The sequence below is a fragment of the Brevibacterium sp. 1718 genome (genome assembly GCF_051131255.1).
GTDB lineage: Bacteria > Actinomycetota > Actinomycetes > Actinomycetales > Brevibacteriaceae > Brevibacterium > Brevibacterium sediminis.
Map to the genome: position 1 here is coordinate 868,439 of NZ_CP186550.1, position 19,881 is coordinate 888,319.

Sequence of the window (19,881 nt, forward strand, 5' to 3'; positions counted from 1 at the left end):
GAGCATCAAACACCATTTTTGTGTGGTGTTTATGTAATGTGATTTTTCTTGTCATCATCTAGTTAAGGTGAATGAAACACTTATTTTTCGCGCACATGAAGCTGGTCCCTTTTTGGGGGTTGGGTGAGTGTGTAAGAGCGCATGGTGGATGCCTTGGCATCAGGAGCCGATGAAGGACGTGGAAATCTGCGATAAGCCTCGGGGAGCCGATAAACAGGCGTTGATCCGAGGGTCTCCGAATGGGGAAACCCCGCCACTCGTGAGGGTGGTGACCCGTGTCTGAATATATAGGGCATGTGGAGGGAACGCGGGGAAGTGAAACATCTCAGTACCCGCAGGAAGAGAAAATAACAATGATTCCGGGAGTAGTGGCGAGCGAAACTGGATGAGCCTAAACCTGTGCAGTGTCAAGCGTGCTGGTGTTGCTGCAGGGGTGTTGTGGGGTGTACGTGGTCCGGTCCAGCATGGCCGGTCTGTGAGTGTTGTTGGTGTAGTCGAACCTGGTGGGAAACAGGACCGGAGTGGGTGAGAGTCCCGTAGACGAAACGTCAACTGTTCGCAGTGTGTGCATGCCCGAGTAGCACGGAACTCGTGGAATTTCGTGTGAATCTGCCAGGACCACCTGGTAAGGCTAAATACTTCCTGATGACCGATAGCGGATAAGTACCGTGAGGGAATGGTGAAAAGTACCCCGGGAGGGGAGTGAAAGAGTACCTGAAACCATGTGCTTACAATCCGTCAGAGCAGTATCTAGATGACTGTGATGGCGTGCCTTTTGAAGAATGAGCCTGCGAGTTAGCGGTGCGTGGCGAGGTTAACCCGTGTGGGGTAGCCGTAGCGAAAGCGAGTCCGAATAGGGCGATCCTAGTCGCGTGTCCTAGACCCGAAGCGGAGTGATCTAGCCATGGGCAGGGTGAAGCGTGTGTAAGAGCGCGTGGAGGCCCGCACCCACTTCAGTTGAAAATGGAGGGGATGACCTGTGGTTAGGGGTGAAAGGCCAATCAAACTCTGTGATAGCTGGTTCTCCCCGAAATGCATTTAGGTGCAGCGTTGCGTGGTTCTTGCTGGAGGTAGAGCTACTGGATGGCTGATGGGCCCTACCGGGTTACTGACGTCAACTAAACTCCGAATGCCAGTCAAGGTTCAGCGTGGCAGTGAGACAGTGGGGGATAAGCTTCATTGTCGAGAGGGAAACAGCCCAGACCATCAACTAAGGCCCCTAAGCGTGTGCTCAGTGGGAAAGGATGTTCAGTTGCGAAGACAACCAGGAGGTTGGCTTAGAAGCAGCCACCCTTGAAAGAGTGCGTAATAGCTCACTGGTCAAGTGATTGAGCGCCGATAATGTAGCGGGGCTAAGTACACCGCCGAAGTTGTGGCAGCACCACAATCGCCGTAATGGTGTGGTGTTGGGTAGGGGAGCGTCGAGTTGCCGGAGAAGCTGCCGTGTGAACGAGTGGTGGAGGCGATTCGAGTGAGAATGCAGGCATGAGTAGCGAAAGACGGGTGAGAAACCCGTCCACCGGATGACCAAGGGTTCCAGGGCTAGGCTAATCCGCCCTGGGTAAGTCGGGACCTAAGGCGAGGCCGACAGGCGTAGTCGATGGACAACCAGTTGATATTCTGGTACCGACACACAACCGACAGTACCAAAACACACGATACTAACCATCCAATTCCTCCTTTGAGTCTTCGGACTTGATGTTGGGGTTGCGGGTGGGACCTGAGTGTGGAGTCGGTAAGCGTGAGGTGTGACGCAGAAAGGTAGCCAGGCCGTGCGATGGTAGTCACGGTCTAAGGTTGTAGCACGTGGGGGTAGGTAAATCCGTCCCCGCATAGAGTGTGAGAGCTGATGGGCGCCCCACATTGGTGGGGTGATCTGGTGATCCTCTGCTGCCGAGAAAAGCATCGACGTGAGGGTGTGTGTTGCCCGTACCCTATAACCGACACAGGTGGTCGAGTAGAGAATACTAAGGTGATCGAGAGAATCGTGGTTAAGGAACTCGGCAAAATGCCCCCGTAACTTCGGGAGAAGGGGGACCATCCCGGTGAACCCACCATGCGTGGGGATGTGCTGGTGGTGGTCGCAGAGGCCAGAGAGAAGCGACTGTTTATTAAAAACACAGGTCCGTGCGAAGATGTAAGTCGATGTATACGGACTGACGCCTGCCCGGTGCTGGAAGGTTAAGAGGACCTGTTAACCCGTAAGGGTGAAGCGGAGAATTTAAGCCCCAGTAAACGGCGGTGGTAACTATAACCATCCTAAGGTAGCGAAATTCCTTGTCGGGTAAGTTCCGACCTGCACGAATGGCGTAACGACTTCTCTGCTGTCTCAACCACGAACTCGGCGAAATTGCATTACGAGTAAAGATGCTCGTTACGCGCAGCAGGACGGAAAGACCCCGAGACCTTCACTATAGTTTGGTATTGGGATTCGGTGTGGTTTGTGTAGGATAGGTGGAAGACTGGGAAGCCCTGACGCTAGTTGGGGTGGAGTCGATCGGTGAAATACCACTCTGACCATAGTGGATTCCTTAACTTCGGACCCTGATCGGGTTCAGGGACAGTGCCTGATGGGTAGTTTAACTGGGGCGGTTGCCTCCTAAAGAGTAACGGAGGCGCCCAAAGGTTCCCTCAGCCTGGTTGGCAATCAGGTGTCGAGTGTAAGTGCACAAGGGAGCTTGACTGTGAGACGGACGTGTCGAGCAGGAGCGAAAGCTGGGACTAGTGACCCGGCCATGGCTTGTGGAAGCGTGGTCGCTCAACGGATAAAAGGTACCTCGGGGATAACAGGCTGATCTTGCCCAAGAGTCCATATCGACGGCATGGTTTGGCACCTCGATGTCGGCTCGTCGCATCCTGGGGCTGGAGTCGGTCCCAAGGGTTGGGCTGTTCGCCCATTAAAGCGGTACGCGAGCTGGGTTTAGAACGTCGTGAGACAGTTCGGTCCCTATCCGCTGCGTGCGTAGGAAATTTGTGGAGGTCTGTCCTTAGTACGAGAGGACCGGGACGGACGAACCTCTGGTGTGCCAGTTGTTCCGCCAGGAGCATGGCTGGTTGGCTACGTTCGGGATGGATAACCGCTGAAAGCATCTAAGCGGGAAGCCGGCTCCGAGATGAGATTTCCAACTGACTTTTGTCAGGGGAGGTGTCCTATAGATGATGGGGTTGATAGGCCGGGTATGGAAGCACTGTAAGGTGTGGAGTTGACTGGTACTAATACACCGATCACTCATCAACTTTTTCCCTTTAGTGGGGTTGGTGTGTGCGGAAAGATGTTTTGTTTTTTCTAGGATGGCTTGAAGAGTTCACACTCTCGGGTGTGCATGTTGCATAAGTTTTGGTGTTCGCGTTCGCTGTGCGGTTCTTGGACCACTACCGCTGACAACTCTGTTTTTGTGGGGTTGTGGTGGTGGTTTGTTGGTTTTGCGGTGGTGATAGTGGTGGGGAAACGCCCGGTTAACCGTTCCGATCCCGGTAGCTAAGCCCATTCGCGCTGATGGTACTGCAACTTGGTGGTTGTGGGAGAGTAAGTGACTGCCGCAATATTTTTTAGTGGTGATGGCCTCGTCCGACTGTGTTGGGCGGGGCCATTACTGTATTCACGAACGGGTGTGCTGCCGGTGCTTATTACTACCTGACGGGGGTACTGCTGCCTGGCGCGGGGTTGCTGCGCCGCCATCAGGTAGTAATTAGGGGAGGAGGGGAATGTCTTGGGGAATAGTCCGGAGAACCCTACTGCAGGACAAGTCGTTTTGTCAGTAATGTGAACATTATGACGACGAACGATACTGCACTGCATGCACAATCAGCGGAGCCGGACGCTCTACAGGCTCGGTCACGGTCGCGCTGGATCGGTATCCTCTGGGCCCTGCATTGGCTGTTGCGCATCGGATTGGCGATGGCGCTCCTGCCCTACGCCTGGACGAAGATCTACCACGTTCAGATGGGCTATGCCGACTATGCCGACGCAATAGTCCAGTACGGCGAGATGAGCCCCATGGGGCTGCTGTGGCGTTTCATGGCCTTCTCCCCGACCGTTCAATTCCTGGCGGGTCTGGCCGAGCTTCTCGCCGTCATCCTGCTGCTCTTCCGTCGTACAGCCTGGCTCGGCGCACTCATCGCCGCTCTGGACATGAGCGTGGTCTTCCTTCTCAACCTGACGTTCGACGTGCCGGTGAAGCAGCTCTCAGGAGCAATGGCTCTGGTCGGACTCATCCTTCTCATCCCCAACGTGCCCCGAGTCGCGAGATTCGCACTCGGGCGCAGTGTCGAGCCGGCAGTCAGCGGTCTCATCTGGCACAACCGGATCTTCATTCGTATCACCCGCTGGGTCTCCCCACTACTCGCTGTCGTCATCATCGTCGGCAGCGGCCTGGCAACCGGAGTCAGCCTCAACTGGGGCCACCCTGGCACTCCTGAGGAGATCTCAGGCGTCTATACCGTCACCACGTCAGGCAAATCGGCCCCGATCGAAGGCACCGACCATACAACCGCAGACATCACTCAGATCGCTTTCGGACAGATAGGCTCGGGCAAGGGCAAGAGAATGAGTGTGCGGTATTCCGACGGAGACTTCCAGGACGGTGTCTACACCGTCGATGGCCAGTCGATCACAGCGAAGCTCTACCCCGTCCGCAAAGGCGTTCAGACGCTTATTCGCGATCCCTCCGGCACGGTTGAGTCCCGGTACTCGAAGGTCGGAGAGGGGGAGTTCTCTCTTCAAGCAGCGGACTCGGAACTGACGCTGCGCAATGATGATGAGCGAAGGTTCCTCTTCGATCGAGGCTTTCGCTGGGGACCCGAGACGCCCGTCAACCGATGAGAGCCGATGAATGATCTGGGGCCCCGCCGATCGGCGGGGCCCCAAACATCCTTCAGGCACCCAACAGCTCAGCGGCGCATCAGCGTCCGAACAGCTTGGAGAACAGGCCCTTCTTCTTCGGCTTGGCGTCCTTGCTCGGTTCTTCCTCGACCGGAGTCTCCGTCGCGGCGGGTTCGACAGACCCGTCTCCGAGCAGCCGCTCGTCTTCCGGCTGCTGCTGTCCGCGTGCGGCGTCCGAGGCCTCCGCCGCAGGCTCGGCAGCTTCCTCGGCCTGAGCCTCGGGCGCCGGGGCCGCTTCCGCTGCCGACTTCTCGTCTGGCGCGGATTCTGTGGGCGCAGCTTCCTCTGTCTGAGCAGGCGTCGGTGTCGCGGGGGTCGACGCAGGTGGTGCGGCACCATCCTTCGCGGCGGGAGCGGAAGTCGAATCGGTCGCGCGAGAGGCGGCGGCCGCCTCGGTGGGGGTGCCTGTGGGTTCCGCGGCGGCGTACTGCTCGGCGGCCTCGCCCTCCAACGGCGCATTCAGGTCGCAGTTGGAGATGCGACGCTGATCGTCGAAGGACAGGTTGGCCGAGCCGTCGGCGAACAGCATCCGCAGGCCACCTTCGGGGAGCTCTGCCGTCGGAATGCCGCGTTTGGCGACGTACGCGTCGATGGCCGCGCGGTGGTCGGTCACTGTCGTCTGCGTCAGTCCCTGCATGAGCGCCCGCACAGAGACCTTGACCTGCGGTGCGGGCAGGGCGATCTCGGCGGCGTCGACGAGGAGCCAGACAGTGGTCCCGGCACCGGCGGCAGCAGGATAGTGGGCCCACTTGTCGGTGGCCTCCTTCGACGCCAGGGTCAGCCGAAGTGCGAGCTCCTCATCGAGGGAGAGCTCAGGCGTCGTGAGCTCACTGACGTCCTCGGCGGCCCCGAACTTGCGCACCTCGTGGGAGAGCCCGACGACGGCATCGGGGAAGTCATTGACATTCTCCCAACCCCACAGCCACGTCTTCTCCCTGCCCGACTCCGAACCAAGCAGATGCGGACGGGTGCGTAGGACCTCGCCCTCGGCCGACGTGAACGTCAGGTGCGGGTCGGAGCTGAAGTCGACTTCCCACTCGGCGTCGGCGATGAGCGCACCGAAATGCGTCTGCACCTCCGTCGAATAGAAGACGGCACGATTGACCAGGTCCTGCAGAGTTGAGCTCATGCTTTCAAGCGTATGCGGGAGCGCCCGAGAATCGAGGAGGCACGCGGTGCGAAGGCCGTGTCAGTGCCTCATGGTGAAGTGGAGGTCGTGGCAGAGCGCCCCGATCTGCCGCCGGCTCGTCTATCTCTGAGAGGAGAATCAATGTAAGGTAGTCTGTTGCGCTTCGCAACTCTCACGACTCCATCATCAGCCGCTCTTCACTCAGGACGTTCAACGTGGCATTACTCCGCCTGTCCCTGAAATACGCCAAAAACTACTGGCCGTTCATCATTCTGGTCGTCATCCTGCAACTGGCCTCGACCATCGCAGCACTGTACCTGCCCAGCCTCAATGCCCGGATCATCGACGAAGGAGTCGCCAAGGGCGATACCGACTTCATCTGGTCGACGGGCATGACGATGCTGCTTGTCTGCCTCGTGCAGGTCGTCACCGCGATCACCGCGATCTACTTCGGCGCCCGCACGGGAATGGGCGTCGGCCGCGACCTCCGCAGAGCCATCTACCGGCAGGTCGACGACCTGTCGATGCTCGAAGTCGGAAAATTCGGATCCGCCACCCTCATCACCCGCAACACCAACGACGTCCAACAGGTTCAGATGCTCGTGCTCATGACCCTGAACTTCATGGTCTCGACACCGATCATGTGCATCGGCGGCATCATCATGGCCCTGCGGGAAGACGCCGGACTGTCCTGGCTGGTGTGGGTGTCCGTGCCCGTCCTGTTCATCGTCGTCGCCATTCTCGTCTACCTCCTCATGCCGCTGTTCCGCCGCATGCAGGACCAGGTCGACGACATCAACGGCGTTCTGCGCGAACAGATCACCGGCATCCGCGTCATCCGTGCCTTCGTCCGTGAGCCCTTTGAGACCGACCGCTACGCCGATGCCAACCGTGCCCTGACCGAAACTTCGGTCAAGGTCGGCAACCTGTTCGTGCTCATGTTCCCCGCCATCATGATGATCCTCCATCTCGCGACCGCCGCCGTCCTGTGGTTCGGTGGCCACCGCGTCGACGCCGGACAGATGGAAGTGGGATCGCTGACCGCGTTCCTGCAGTACCTGCTGCAGATCCTCGTAGCCGTGATGATGGGCGTATTCATGATGATGATGATTCCGCGCGCCGTCGTCTGCGCCGAACGCATCGCCGAGATCCTCGACACCCGCAGCACGATGACCATCCCTGCCGGTGTCAGGGAGCTGCCCGGTCGCGGTGAGCTCGAATTCCGCAATGTCACCTTCGGGTATCCCGGCGCCGAGGTGCCTGTGCTCGAAGGACTGAACTTTACCGCCCAGCCCGGAACGACGACCGCGATCATCGGATCGACCGGTTCCGGCAAGTCGACGATCGTCAACCTCATCCCCAGACTCATCGACCCGCAGGTCGGTGAGATCCTCATCGACGGCACCCCCGTCACCGAGTTCAACCGCCACCAACTGGCCCAGCTCATCGGTCTGGTGCCGCAGAAGCCGTACCTGTTCTCCGGCACGATCGCCTCGAACCTGCGCTTCGGGAATGAAGACGCCACCGATGAAGAGCTGTGGGAGGCCCTGCGCATCGCTCAGGCCGACGACTTCGTGGCTGAGAAAGAAGACAAGCTCTCAGAACGCGTCGCCCAGGGAGGCACGAACTATTCCGGTGGGCAGCGGCAGCGTCTGTGCATCGCCAGAGCCCTGACGGTGAAGCCGCAGATCTACGTCTTCGACGATTCGTTCTCCGCCCTCGACGTCGCCACCGACGCCCGCCTGCGGGCCGCCCTCGACGAATCGACGGGGGACGCCACCGTCATCGTCGTTGCCCAGCGTGTATCGACGATCCGGGACGCCGATCAGATCATCGTCCTCGAAGCCGGGAAGATCGTCGGCCGCGGCACCCATGAGGAACTCGCCGAGACGAACCCGACCTACCGCGAGATCATCGAATCCCAGCTGACCACGGAAGAGGTGAACTGACATGGCCGACAACAACTCAACCGAAACTGTGGTGGCTGGGGAAGACGAATACATCCCCAGCGGCGAGGAACTGGAGATGAGCGGAGGCACACCTCCGCGCAAGGCCAAGCACTTCTGGCCGTCGGTCAAGCGTCTGTTCGGACTCATGGCCACGGAGAAGAAGGGCATGTTCTACGTCGTCGCCCTCGTCGTCGGCTCCGTCGTGCTCACCGTCATCGCGCCCAAGGTCCTCGGCAAGGCGATGGACGTCGTCTACTCCGGAGTCATCGGCGCTCAGCTGCCCGCTGGTGCGAACATCGACGACATCATCGCCGGGGCCCGCGCCGAGGGCCGAGACGACTTCGCCGATATGCTCGCCACCGCCGAGGTGGTGCCCGGGCAGGGGATCGACTTCACGGCGCTCGGTCAGATCATCATCGCCGTCCTGCTCATGTACCTCGTGGCCTCGATGCTCATGTGGGCGCAGGGGTATATCCTCAACGCCCTGGTCATGCGCGTGGTCTACCGTCTGCGTGAGGACATCGAACGCAAGATCAACCGACTGCCGCTGCGCTACTTCGACACCCGTCAGCGCGGCGACGTGATGTCGCGAGTGACCAACGACGTCGACAACATCCAGCAGGCCCTGCAGCAGGCATTCTCTCAGCTCGTGCAGTCGGCGCTGACGATCATCGGCATCGGCGTGATGATGTTCATCGTGTCCTGGCAGCTCGCACTGCTGGCTCTCATCGCTCTGCCGCTGTCGGCGATCATCGCCGGCGTCATCGGCACCCGTTCGCAGAAGCTGTTCAAGGCGCAGTGGAAGCACACCGGTGAGGTCAACGGGCACGTGGAAGAGTCATTCTCCGGTCTTGACATCGTCAGGGCCTTCGGCCGTGACGAGGTCATGCTCGAGGAGTTCGACCGTCGCAACGAATCGCTGTACAAGGCTTCGGCAGGAGCACAGTTCGTCTCCGGCATGATCATGCCCTCGATGCAGTTCGTGTCCTACCTCAGCTATGTCCTCATCGCAGTCGCTGGCGGCCTCAAGGTCGCGACGGGACAGATGACGCTCGGTGATGCAACCGCGTTCATCCAATACTCGCGCGAGTTCTCGCAGCCGATCTCCGAAATGGCAGGTGTGGCAAATATGCTCCAGTCCGGTGTCGCCTCGGCGGAGCGGACCTTCGAACTGCTCGACGCCGAGGAAGAGGACCCCGACGAGGTGCAAAGGGAGCTGCCCCCGCGTACTCCGGGCAAGGTCGAATTCTCCGAAGTGAGCTTCCGCTACGCTCCGGAGACGCCTCTCATCGAAAAGGTGTCCTTCACCGCCGAACCGGGACATACGGTGGCGATCGTCGGCCCGACCGGCGCCGGAAAGACCACCTTGGTCAACCTCGTGATGCGCTTCTACGAGATCACGGGCGGAACCATCTACCTCGACGGCATCGACACCCGCGACCTCAGCCGGGCCGACCTCCGCTCACATGTGGGCATGGTGCTCCAGGATGCGTGGCTGTTCGAAGGCACCATCGCCGACAACATCCGCTACGGCCGGTTGGGCGCCACCGATGAGGAAGTCGTCGCAGCCGCCAAGGCGACGATGGTCGACAGGTTCGTGCGCCAGCTGCCCGACGGCTATGACACCGTCATCGATTCCGACGGCGGCAGCGTCTCGGCCGGCGAACGGCAGCTCATCACCATCGCTCGAGCGTTCCTCGCCGACCCCTCACTGCTCATCCTCGACGAGGCGACCTCATCGGTCGACACCCGCACCGAGGTGCTGGTGCAGCAGGCGATGGCAGCGTTGCGAACCGATCGGACGTCGTTCGTCATCGCCCACCGGCTGTCGACGATCCGTGACGCTCACACCATTCTCGTGATGGAGGACGGAGCGATCGTCGAACACGGCAACCACGAGCAGCTGCTCGCGGCAGAAGGCGCCTACCACCGGCTGTACATGTCGCAGTTCCGCGGGGAGGACGCCGAGGAGCAGTTCACTGCCGAGGTGCTCGCCGAGGCCGATGCCGACGCAGGTGCACCGCTCGACGAGGCTGCGGCCTCCGACAGCGACAGCACGGACGGACCGGATACCGAAGGTGAAAGCCACGAGGCGCCAGCAGAGGAAGGCCGCTCTCCGCAAGCCTGATCGTTCCGAGCAGTGGCAGGGTCCCCGAGCTTGAGCTCGGGGACCCTGCATCGCATTCACCGCAGAAATCAGATGGTGTGCGAAAATCCGACATAACGTTTTTCAGGGTATGAATGCCGAAGTCGATCCAAATGTGACACTGCTCTGACCGCTCTGCCGTGCGGCTCACCAGCCCCAAATAGAAGTTGTTGTGCAGGTGAGAGCACAGCCTGAGGCACGAACACGTGGGGGCACTATGACTGGGTCGCGCGAACAGTATTGCGAAGTGATAAACATTCGGCCAAACACCTCTATCACTTCTGTCATGACCTAAATGACCTAAAGTCGTGCGCTCTTCATTGCCTGCGTATGGTCCAAGCCATAACTGAAGACGGCAACCGACCAGAACTCTGGAAGGACCATCATGAAACGGTTGGCAATGGCGGCAACGTTCGCTCTGGCACTCTCCATCGGAGGATGGGGCCAGGCAGCCGCACAAGCAGATGAGCGCACAACTGCGCAGGCGGCCGACGTCCAAGCCGCAGGAGAAGCAGGAAACAGCGACGCAGATTCCCCGGGAACAGAGGACCCGCCCACGGATCCCGGTGACGACGCCGCGGATCCCGGCACACCCACCGAACCCGGTGACGGGGAGGAATCAACTGATCCGGGAGGCGACGAGGACGCAGCAGATCCCGGCGACGGTGAAGAGGCGGCCGACCCCGGCGAAGGTTCGGACGAACCGACCGAGGACTCGACCCCGATCGATGCCTCGTTCTCCCTCGACCAGTCGTCGATGCCCGTCGACGAGGCAGCCGAGGCCATCCCGTACACCATCACCGGACTGAAAGCCGGAGACACCGTCACCGCCGGACCCGGCGAGAACGGCTCCATCACCGTCGACAGTGACGGAACGTTCAACGGAGAGCTCCGTGGCAACACCGAGCTCAAGGTCGGCGACGTCGTCGATGTCACCGTGACCGTCGCGCGCGACGGCGAGGAGTCGAAGACGTTCAGCGGCAGTGTGGAGATCACCGACAGCCAAAATGACTCGGATGCGGCCGTCAGCGTCGACCCGCAGAGCCAGGGGATCGACTCGTATCTCGACAACGGTGTCGAAATCACCGTGAGCAATTGCGAGGTGGGCGAAGAAGTGACCGTCACCATCGTCCGCAAGGGCGAAGATACGAACATCTGGGAAGAGACGAAGACCGCCGGCGATGACGGTTCGGTCTCCACATCATTCATGCCCGGCACCGGCGGTGACGGATGGATCGGTGACTTCGTCGTCAGCGCAGAATGCGGTGACACGAGCGCAGAGACGACGTATTCCGTCACTGAAGACGACGACAGCTCCGATGCAGATCTCAGCGTCACCCCGCAGAGCCAGAAGCTCGCCGACTTCCTCGAGAACGGTGTCAACATCACCCTCGTCGACTGCCACGTCGACTCCGAGGTGAAGTTCCAGGTGAGCTCCGCGAAAGATCCCGACACCGTGATCTGGGACGAGACCCAGGAAGCCGGTGAGGACGCAGCCGGATCCGTCCAGTTCCTGCCTGATGGTGACGGCGGCAAGGGCTGGATCGGTGACTTCAACGTCCTGGCCTCCTGCGGTGACAAGAGCGCAGAGACCACGTTCACGGTCACCGATGACGGCAGCGTCGTCGATCCCAAGCTCTCGATCAATCCCGAAACGATTTCGGGGGAGGACTTCATCGACCGGGACCAAGGTGTGCAGCTGATGGTCAACGAATGCGTCCCGGACGCCGAAGTCCACTTCGAGGTCTATTCCGGGGACAAGAGCGAGAAACTCTATGAACAGACCGCGACGACCAATGAGGAAGGAGCAGCCGGAATCCACGTCTACGGACTCGGGGATGATCCCGCGTACTACGTCGGGACCTACCAGGTCTTCGCCGATTGCATGGACGTCAGCAGGTCAGGAAAGTTCGAAGTCACCGGCGGTGAGTCCGGTGGCGGCAACGGAGGAGACTCCGGCGAAGCCGGCGGCGGTTCGTCGATGCCTCGCACCGGTGCTGAACTCACCGGACTGACCGCAGGTGCCCTGCTCATCCTCGGCGGTGGAGCAGCCATCGGACTGGCTCGCAGGAAGAACAAGAGCTGACAGTGACCGGTGACCCGTCGGGTTGGTGACTCCACCCGGCCCGACGGCGAGAGGCGGTCCTGGCGGAAGCGATCGGCCCCGGTTCCTCGACTTCGAGTCGAAGAACCGGGGCCGATCTGTGCTGTCTTCACAGGCAGTGCCGAACAGTTCGCGTGCACGCCCGTTGAGTCTCGTCGGCGCCTTGCCGGTGCAGGAACAACGGGCCTAGCTTGGTGGTCGTGGAGGCAAGGAAGCTTCCACGAAACCGATGACAGAGGAGCACAACCATGTCCAATCCAGGTCAGCCCGAAACTAAACGCGGTGACAAGGGCGCCGCGGTCCTGCGTGCCCAGCGAGCACTGCGGAGAACTCCCGATCACAGCGTCGCAGTCGACGGTGATTTCGGACCGGACACCGAAGCTGGGGTCAGACGATTTCAGGAGAGTGCCGGACTGACGGTCGATGGCATCGTCGGAAAAGACACCTGGGAATCACTTCCGAACGGTGGTCCGATGCCTCTGCTGAAGACCGGGTCGAAAGGTGATGTCGTCCGCGACCTGCAGAAGGTACTCATCTCCGGTGCAGACAGCGGTGATTGGCCGTCGCCAGGCGAAGCCGACGGAGACTTCGGGGCAGGCACGAAGGAGTCTGTGGAGGGCTTTCAGAAGTGGGGCGGCGTCGACTCCGATGGCATCGTCGGGGACAAGACATGGGCCGTCCCACTGCACGCCACGAACAGCACTCTCGAGACCGCTGTCGGACTCGACTGGGCCGAAGACTGATTCCGGCCAGGGTGCTGCTGACGGTACTGGTCCCCGGCTTCCGGAGTCGCGAGCAGGGGACCGCGGACTGAAATCTCCGAAATCGGCAATAACAATTCAGCCTGCCGAATTCCACGGAGTGATGACGATGTGATCGGCAAGCTGATCAGGACCTGTGTGCGCGTTTCACCTCGCCGTTTCTGGCAGGACCCGGTCCGACCCGGCCATGCTGGGCCAGGGGGGTGACCAGGAACGACAGTGGCGCCTCGGCGAGGGTGCCGTTGCAGGCGGCGCGTGAGTCTGAACGTCGGCTCAGCGTTCGAATCGGCAGGTCACATTGACGTCTCGAAACCGTTCGGAACGCTGTTTCGAAGTTGTCATGACCACAATGATCAGAACTCCACAGAACCATTTCGTCTTGCCTACGGTCGCATCACAACCGAATACGGCAGATCAACCCGACAACGCTTTCAGAGCATCACTGGCAAGGACGAAAGAAGGATGATCACAATGAAGAAGCTCGCACTCGCCGCAACCGTCGCCCTCGGGATCTCTGCCCTCGCAGCTGGACCGACGGCCGCTTCGAGTCTCGATGCCGCACCTTCGGGCTCTGTGCCGACCGACGGAAATCACTCGAGTGAATCTGCGGCAGCAGGGGAGGAAGCCGCGGAGGACGACCCCAAGTCTCACGATGAAGATCTGGCGCTGAGGTACGCGACGATGACACTGTACGAGGTCGCGCACGGCAAGGGTATCGAATACACCGTCGACGGACTCAAAGCAGGGGACGTCGTCAACACGAGCCTCAACGACAAGAAGTCCGTGGTGAAGAAGGACGGGCCATTCGACGGCTCGGTTGTCGTGGATGAGGAACCGGACGTCCCGACAGACCTTCCATTCACGGTCTATGTCGAACGCGACGGTGAGACAGTGAGAGAGATGTTCACCAGAGTCGACCTCATCTCGGAGGGCGATCGAGGTGAATACGACGATGGCACTCTGTTGGTGAACCCAGAGGAGGACACGAACGACACGGCTCTCGGCACCGACGGAGTCAATCTCACAATGGTCAACTGCTCGGCCGAAGACGAGGCCGTGTTCCGCGTGTTCAAGAAGAACACGGATGGTCAGACGAAGGTCTGGGAAAAGCGTCAACTCGCCGGTGAAGATGAGTCCGCATCGGTCCGATACATAGCGGATTCAAGCAAGGACCTGTGGGGCAGATACGTCATCACTGCAGAATGCGGCGACCTCGAAGACTCGGCGCCACTGAGGGTGTACATCGACGAATAGAGGCCCGTGATCACTCCACCCGCCAACAGGATGCAAACGACGCCGGGTCCTTGACTCAGAACACTGGTTCTGAGTCAAGGACCCGGCGTCGTTCGTCTGTCGGTTTCTCCGCGGCAGCCGGTCGGCTCAGCCCTTGGCGACGAGCGTGCGCACGGCCGAGGAGAAGAACCCTTGACCGTCGATTCCGCCGCCGGACTCGGGGCCGAAGCCGGTCTCGACGGCGTGTTCGGGGTGCGGCATGAGGCCGACGACGTTGCCTGCTTCGTTCGTGATTCCGGCGATGTCTCGCAGAGACCCGTTCGGGTTGAAGCCCTGGTACCGGAAGACCACGCGTCCGGTGGACTCGAGCTCGTCGAGCACCTCGTCGGTGGCGACGAACCCGCCCTCACCGTTCTTCAGCGGAATGCGGATCGTCTGACCCTGCTCATAGTCGCTCGTCCACGCGGTGTTCGCGTTCTCCACGACCAGGTCCTGGTCGCGGCAGATGAAATGCTGGTGATCGTTGCGGATGAGCGCACCGGGCAGCAGACGGGATTCGCAGAGGATCTGGAAGCCGTTGCAGATGCCGAGCACCGGCATACCGGCATTCGCCGCGGCCACGACGGACTCCATGATCGGAGCGAATCCGGCGATCGCACCGCAGCGCAGGTAGTCACCATACGAGAAACCGCCGGGCAGGATGACGGCGTCGACTCCGGACAGGGTCGAATCCGCGTGCCACAGGTTCACCGGGTTCGCACCGGCCAGACGCACGGCGCGAGCGGCATCACGGTCATCGAGAGTTCCGGGGAACGTGACGACTCCGACGGAGACACCGGACTCTGCGGTCGCCTCGGCGGTGGGATCAGCCGCGACAGCGGTCACGATGCGTCCTCGGCCACGCGGACTGCCACAACGTTTTCGATCACGGGATTCGACAGAAGCTTCTCTGCGGCTTCGCGTGCCTGGGCGAGGACCTCCTCGGTGGCTTCGCCGTCAACCTCGAGTTCGAACCTCTTGCCCTGACGAACCTCACCGAACCCGGTGAAGCCCAGACGGGTCAGTCCGCCGGAGATCGCCTTGCCCTGGGGGTCAAGGATCTCGGGTTTGGGCATCACCTCAACGACGACACGTGCCATGCGTGTACTGCTCCTTTGTGAAAGTGTTCGGGAGTTCCTCCCGCGCTCACCCAGAGTCTACCAACCACGGCCGAATTCCCCGCCCGCGGTCCGGTCGTCGGACAGGCTGGAGCCCTCAGGAATCGAAGCCCATGCCCACTGCATCGAGGACTTTGAGCAGAGGACCGCGACGACCCTCGTTCTCATCGGCCTTGATCAGCGCATTCGTCGTCATCTTGATGCCCAGCCACGCCATCGGCTCGGGCGGGAACGGCAGGGGCAGCTTGCGCACCATCTCGAGCTCGGTCAGTTCGGTGTCCTCACCGGAGAGCAGATCGAGCATGACTGTTCCAGCGAACCGAGACGCACCCACCCCGAGGCCGGTGAACCCCGCAGCCATGGCGACCTTCTTCCCATAGGCGCTGGTGAAGAACGAGAAGAACCGTGAACAGGTGTCGATCGGTCCGCCCCACTTGTGAGTGAACTTCAGCCCGGCCAGCTGCGGGAAGGTCTCGAAGAAGTGCTCGGCGAGGGTCTCGAAGGTCTCGGGCCGCTGATCGTATCTCCACGACACCTGCCGCCCGAAGTGGTAGACGGCGTCCCAACCGCCGAAGAGGATCCGGTTGTCAGCGCTCAGCCGGTAGTAGTGGAATCTGTTCGCACAGTCGCCGATGCCCTGACGGCCCTCCCACCCGATCGCAGCCATCTGCTCGTTGTTCAACGGCTCGGTCATCAGCGCATAGTCGTAGACGGGAACCGTATGCAGACTCACCCGCTTGAGCAGCGAGGGGAACACATTCGTCGCTAACGCCACCCGCTTCGCCGTGATCTGGCTGCACTGAGCGGTCGCGCAGTCCTCGAGCGTCTCCGCGGTCACGCGGGTCTGGACTCGCACGCTCGTCTTCGCGTCGCTGACATCGGTGACCTTCGTGCCCTCATAGACCTCGACCCCGAGTTCGCGGATGACCCGCAGCAGCTCCCAGCACAGCTTCGCCGGATGGACGAGCGCGACCTCGCGAGAATCCCACAGCGCACCTTTGTACGTCGGTGACTTGACGATCCCCGCGAGCTCCTGCTGGTCGAGGAAGATGAAACCGGAATCGGGATCGTGGGCCTCCCGCAGCTCGGCGACCTGGTAGTCCTCGGTGGCGACATCGAGTTCGCCCGTGCGTTCGAACTCGACGTCCATCCCGTACTTCGCCACCGCTGCTTCGATGGCGTCGAGGTTCTCCCGGCCCAGCTGCGCGAGCCGATCGTTCTCCTCCGGCAGGTGAGCTTCCCCGTTGTCGTAGCCGTGAGTGAGGCTGGCCGCGCAGAATCCGCCATTGCGCCCCGAGGCGGCCCACCCGATCGAGTTCGCCTCGACGAGCACGACCCGACGGTCCGGGTCCCGCTCCTTCGCCTGCAGTGCGGTCCACAGACCCGTGAACCCGCCGCCGACAACGAGGAGGTCGGTTTCTCGATTCTCCTGCAGCGGCGGCAGCGGCTTCGGACGGAGGTCGGTGTCGAGCCAGAACGGAATGGTCGAGGCGTCGGCCAATGCGGCATTGACGTCCATGTCACTTCACTTTCTTCGCGGTGCGAGTTGTGTGCTTCATGCGGCCATCGTCTTGATGATCTCCGTGGCGTTCCCGCCGGCCTTGCGCAGGACGAAGCCGACGAAACCGAGCGCGGCGAGGGTGAGCACGAACATCACCGTCGACATCGCCGCGACCTCGGGGCGCAGGGCCACGCGGACGGCGGAGAAGATGTAGACCGGCCACGGGGTGTAGCCCGGCTGTTGGACGAAGCTCGAGAGGATCGTGTTGTCGAGGCTGACGGTGAACGACATCAGAGCACCGGCGAGGATGCCGGGAGCCGCAATGGGCAGCGTGATGTCCTTGAACCGATTCCACGGGGTGGCACCGAGATCGGCGGCGGCATCTTCGAGCTGGGTGTCCATTCCGGCGAGCCGGGCCCTGACGATGAACGTCACGATCGCCATGGAGAACATCGCATGCGAGATGATGAGCCTGACCAGGCCGTTGTTGAGCGGGGTGATTCCCCAATCGACGCCGACGGTGACGAACCACGGCAGGAAGGAGATGCCGTCGACGATCTCGGGGGTGACCAGGGTCAGTCCGAGGATCGCGGTCAATCCGAGTGCCCACCAAGCGCCCCTTCGGGCCCGGGCCAGAGCGACTCCGCCGAGGGTGCCGAAGATCGTCGAGACGATGGCGGTGCCGACAGCGGCCTGCAGGCTCGTGACGATGGAGGAGACGATGATGTCGTTGTTGATGCCGCTGATGTAGGCGTGCAGGCCGAAGCCGCGGAAGTTCGCGAGCACCTTTCCGTTGTTGAACGAATAGGCGATGATCACCGCGATCGGCACGAACAGGTAGACGAAGACGAGGATGCCCCAGACGTGCAGGGCGATATCGGTCGGAGTCCGACGTGCGAACGTGTTCTTCTTCGGCATCTCAGGCCCTCCCGTCATGCAGCGGCACACTGTTCAATTTGGCCGTGATCGCCTGCCCGAGCTTGAGCAGTGCGAAGCCGACCCCGACGACGGCCAAGGTGGAGATGATGAGGATCATCGCCATGGCCGCTCCGACCGCCCAGTTCTGTGCGGTGTTGAACTGATTGGCGATGAGCTGACCGACCATGGAGCCGCTCGCTCCGCCGAGGACGGTCGCGGTGACGTAGTCGCCGTTGAGCGGGATGAACACGAGCAGGCAGCCGGAGACGACTCCGGGCATCGCCATCGGCAGCGTGACCCGCATGAAGGTCTTCACCTTCCCCGCGCCGAGGTCGTAGCTGGCCTCGCGCAGCTTCTTGCCCGAGGCGTCGATGGCGACGAACAGCGGCAGGATCATCAGCGGCAGATAGTTGTAGACGACGCCGATCTGCACCGCCGTCCGCGTGTAGAGGATGTCGAGAGGTCCGTCGAGCAGCCCGAGCCCCTGCAGCCAGTTCGACAGGAACCCGTCGGGGGAGAGCATGATCTGCCAGCCGAGGGTGCGCACGAGGAAGTTCGTCCAGAACGGCACCATCACCAGGGCCAGAGCCAGCGACCTGCGGGCGGGCGCAACCTTGATCGCCAGCCAGTACGCGAACGGCAGGGCGATGATCAGGCACAGCAGGGTGCCGAGCAGCGAGATGCGCAGCGTCGCGAAGAACGTCGAGACGAAGCTTGCGCTCATCGCTTCCGGGTACCGACCGAACGACAGGCGATCGGTGGCGATGGCCGTGAACTGGTCGGGTTTGTACCCGAAGCTGTAGAAGACGATGAGGGCGAGGGGAATGATGAAGAAGAACAGCGCATAGGCCCATGTCGGAAACGACATGGCCGCCGGGCCGAAGAACTTCGTCGCCGGTTTCTTCGGTCGTGGCTGCTGCGGTCGGGTCTGAGTGCTCATGCTCCGCTCCTGGCCTGGGCGTCGGTGAGGATCTTCGTCCGAATCTGATCGGCCGGAGTCTGCTTGCTCGGTTCGAGACGGTCGAGGACCTTCTGTGCCGGGAAGATGAGGTCCTGTTGGTCGAGGTCGGCCTTCTTCGCCTGCTCGGCCAGGCCCTTCGTTCCGATCGGGTAGCCGATGTAGTCGAGCTGGTCGACCGCAGTGTCCGGCGAGATCATGTGGTTGATGAAGGCGTGCGCGGAATCCGGGTGCGGGGCGCCGGTGGCGATCGACCAGCAGTCCATCCACAGATTCGCCGAGGGGGTCGGGAAGACGAACTTCCAATTCTCCGGGTCCTTGACCTCGGTCAGGCCCTGCCGGGCGTCGCCGTTGAAGGCGTGCAGAAGGGTGAAGCTGCCCTGAATCATGCTCGTGGCGGCATTGCCGACATAGGCCTTCACGTTCGGAGCCAGATCGTCGACGATGATGTTCCGCGCTGTGTCGAGCTCTCCTTCGTCCTGAGTGTTGAGGCTGAATCCCTGTGCAGCCAGGGCGATCGCCGAGACCTCCCATGGGTCCTCGAGCAGGGCGGTCGTGCCGGCCGCTTCCTTCTGTGCGGCATCGAGGAAGTCCTGCCAGCTCGTCATCTCCCGGTCGATCTTCTTCGTGTTGTAGACGAAACCGGTGGTGCCCCACGCCTTGCAGATCGAGTACGTGTTGTCCGGGTCGAAGTACTGATGAGTGAAGTTCGGATCCATGTGCTCGAAGTTCGGGATCAGGCTGAGGTCGAGCTCCTGCAGCAGGTCATGTTCGAGCATCTGCGGAATGTTCGACCCCGTCGGCACGACCACGTCGTAGCCGGACGTCCCGCGTGAGGTCGAGAGCTTCGCCACGAGCTCCTCGTTCGACCCGTAGGCGTCGACCTGGACGAGGATGTCGTTCTGGGATTTGAAGGCGTCGAGAAGTTCGGGGTTGTCGTAGTCGCCCCACGAGTAGAGGTTGAGCTTCGATTCGAGCTTTCCGTCGGTCGGCGGCGATGCCGCCATCTTCGTGTTCTTGCCGCACGCGCTCAGTGCCCCGAGCCCGACGACACTGAATCCGGCCAGCAGCGCTCGCCGGCTCAACCTCGCCGAGGCGGCCCGCGGGGCCAGGAACGTCACATCGGGTCTCTGCCGGGCCATT

At 61.4% G+C, this 19,881-nt stretch carries 13 protein-coding genes and 2 rRNA genes; 8 read left to right on the top strand and 7 right to left on the bottom strand.

Annotation, left to right across the window (positions count from 1 at the left end; translation table 11 throughout):
* The first annotated feature begins 121 nt into the window (after window positions 1-121).
* From ACOZ9V_RS03710 to ACOZ9V_RS03720, 3 genes are all read left to right on the top strand, one after another.
* Window positions 122-3,237, top strand: a 23S ribosomal RNA gene (locus ACOZ9V_RS03710).
* A gap of 187 nt (window positions 3,238-3,424) precedes the next feature.
* A 5S ribosomal RNA gene (gene rrf, locus ACOZ9V_RS03715) occupies window positions 3,425-3,543 on the top strand.
* A gap of 229 nt (window positions 3,544-3,772) precedes the next feature.
* A complete protein-coding gene (locus tag ACOZ9V_RS03720; RefSeq protein ID WP_434593770.1) occupies window positions 3,773-4,822 on the top strand; it encodes a DoxX family protein in 1,050 nt (349 codons plus the stop codon).
* 79 nt (window positions 4,823-4,901) lie between these two features.
* Here the strand turns inward: ACOZ9V_RS03720 and ACOZ9V_RS03725 are convergent, their stop codons facing one another.
* A complete protein-coding gene (locus ACOZ9V_RS03725) occupies window positions 4,902-6,011 on the bottom strand; it encodes a DUF6882 domain-containing protein (RefSeq protein ID WP_434593771.1) in 1,110 nt (369 codons plus the stop codon).
* A gap of 215 nt (window positions 6,012-6,226) precedes the next feature.
* On the opposite strand from ACOZ9V_RS03725, the gene ACOZ9V_RS03730 reads away from it, so the two are divergent.
* From ACOZ9V_RS03730 to ACOZ9V_RS03750, 5 genes are all read left to right on the top strand, one after another.
* Entirely contained in the window at window positions 6,227-7,960 is a 1,734-nt protein-coding gene (locus tag ACOZ9V_RS03730; protein ID WP_139470429.1) for an ABC transporter ATP-binding protein, read from the top strand.
* Window position 7,961: 1 nt separating this feature from the next.
* On the top strand, window positions 7,962-10,088 hold the full coding sequence (locus ACOZ9V_RS03735; protein ID WP_181272287.1) for an ABC transporter ATP-binding protein: 2,127 nt from the start codon (window positions 7,962-7,964) through the stop codon (window positions 10,086-10,088).
* Window positions 10,089-10,491: 403 nt separating this feature from the next.
* Window positions 10,492-12,192: a hypothetical protein gene (locus ACOZ9V_RS03740; RefSeq protein WP_434593776.1), complete on the top strand. Its 1,701-nt coding sequence runs from the start codon at window positions 10,492-10,494 to the stop codon at window positions 12,190-12,192.
* Window positions 12,193-12,458: 266 nt separating this feature from the next.
* The gene (locus ACOZ9V_RS03745) at window positions 12,459-12,953 is read left to right on the top strand and encodes a peptidoglycan-binding domain-containing protein (RefSeq protein WP_181272285.1); all 495 of its coding nucleotides are present in this window, start codon (window positions 12,459-12,461) and stop codon (window positions 12,951-12,953) included.
* Between the two features lie 489 nt (window positions 12,954-13,442).
* Entirely contained in the window at window positions 13,443-14,225 is a 783-nt protein-coding gene (locus ACOZ9V_RS03750; protein WP_434593779.1) for a hypothetical protein, read from the top strand.
* 126 nt (window positions 14,226-14,351) lie between these two features.
* Here ACOZ9V_RS03750 and purQ read toward each other — a convergent pair whose 3' ends face one another.
* The 6 genes from purQ to ACOZ9V_RS03780 all read right to left on the bottom strand — a co-directional run bounded on the left by purQ (window position 14,352) and on the right by ACOZ9V_RS03780 (window position 19,880).
* Window positions 14,352-15,089 (bottom strand): phosphoribosylformylglycinamidine synthase subunit PurQ, encoded by a 738-nt coding sequence (gene purQ, locus ACOZ9V_RS03755; RefSeq protein WP_139470425.1) that lies wholly within the window; start codon window positions 15,087-15,089, stop codon window positions 14,352-14,354.
* Window positions 15,086-15,343, bottom strand: a complete 258-nt coding sequence (gene purS, locus ACOZ9V_RS03760; protein ID WP_025780534.1) for a phosphoribosylformylglycinamidine synthase subunit PurS — start codon at window positions 15,341-15,343, stop codon at window positions 15,086-15,088. Before purS ends, purQ begins: the two co-directional genes overlap by 4 nt.
* A gap of 115 nt (window positions 15,344-15,458) precedes the next feature.
* Window positions 15,459-16,880 (bottom strand): NAD(P)/FAD-dependent oxidoreductase, encoded by a 1,422-nt coding sequence (locus tag ACOZ9V_RS03765; RefSeq protein WP_139470424.1) that lies wholly within the window; start codon window positions 16,878-16,880, stop codon window positions 15,459-15,461.
* Window positions 16,881-16,916: 36 nt separating this feature from the next.
* Window positions 16,917-17,780, bottom strand: coding sequence for an ABC transporter permease (locus ACOZ9V_RS03770; protein ID WP_139470423.1), 864 nt, complete (start codon window positions 17,778-17,780; stop codon window positions 16,917-16,919).
* 1 nt (window position 17,781) lies between these two features.
* Entirely contained in the window at window positions 17,782-18,720 is a 939-nt protein-coding gene (locus ACOZ9V_RS03775) for an ABC transporter permease (protein ID WP_139470422.1), read from the bottom strand.
* Window positions 18,717-19,880, bottom strand: a complete 1,164-nt coding sequence (locus tag ACOZ9V_RS03780) for a polyamine ABC transporter substrate-binding protein (protein ID WP_180345702.1) — start codon at window positions 19,878-19,880, stop codon at window positions 18,717-18,719. Before ACOZ9V_RS03780 ends, ACOZ9V_RS03775 begins: the two co-directional genes overlap by 4 nt.
* Window position 19,881 lies beyond the last annotated feature (1 nt).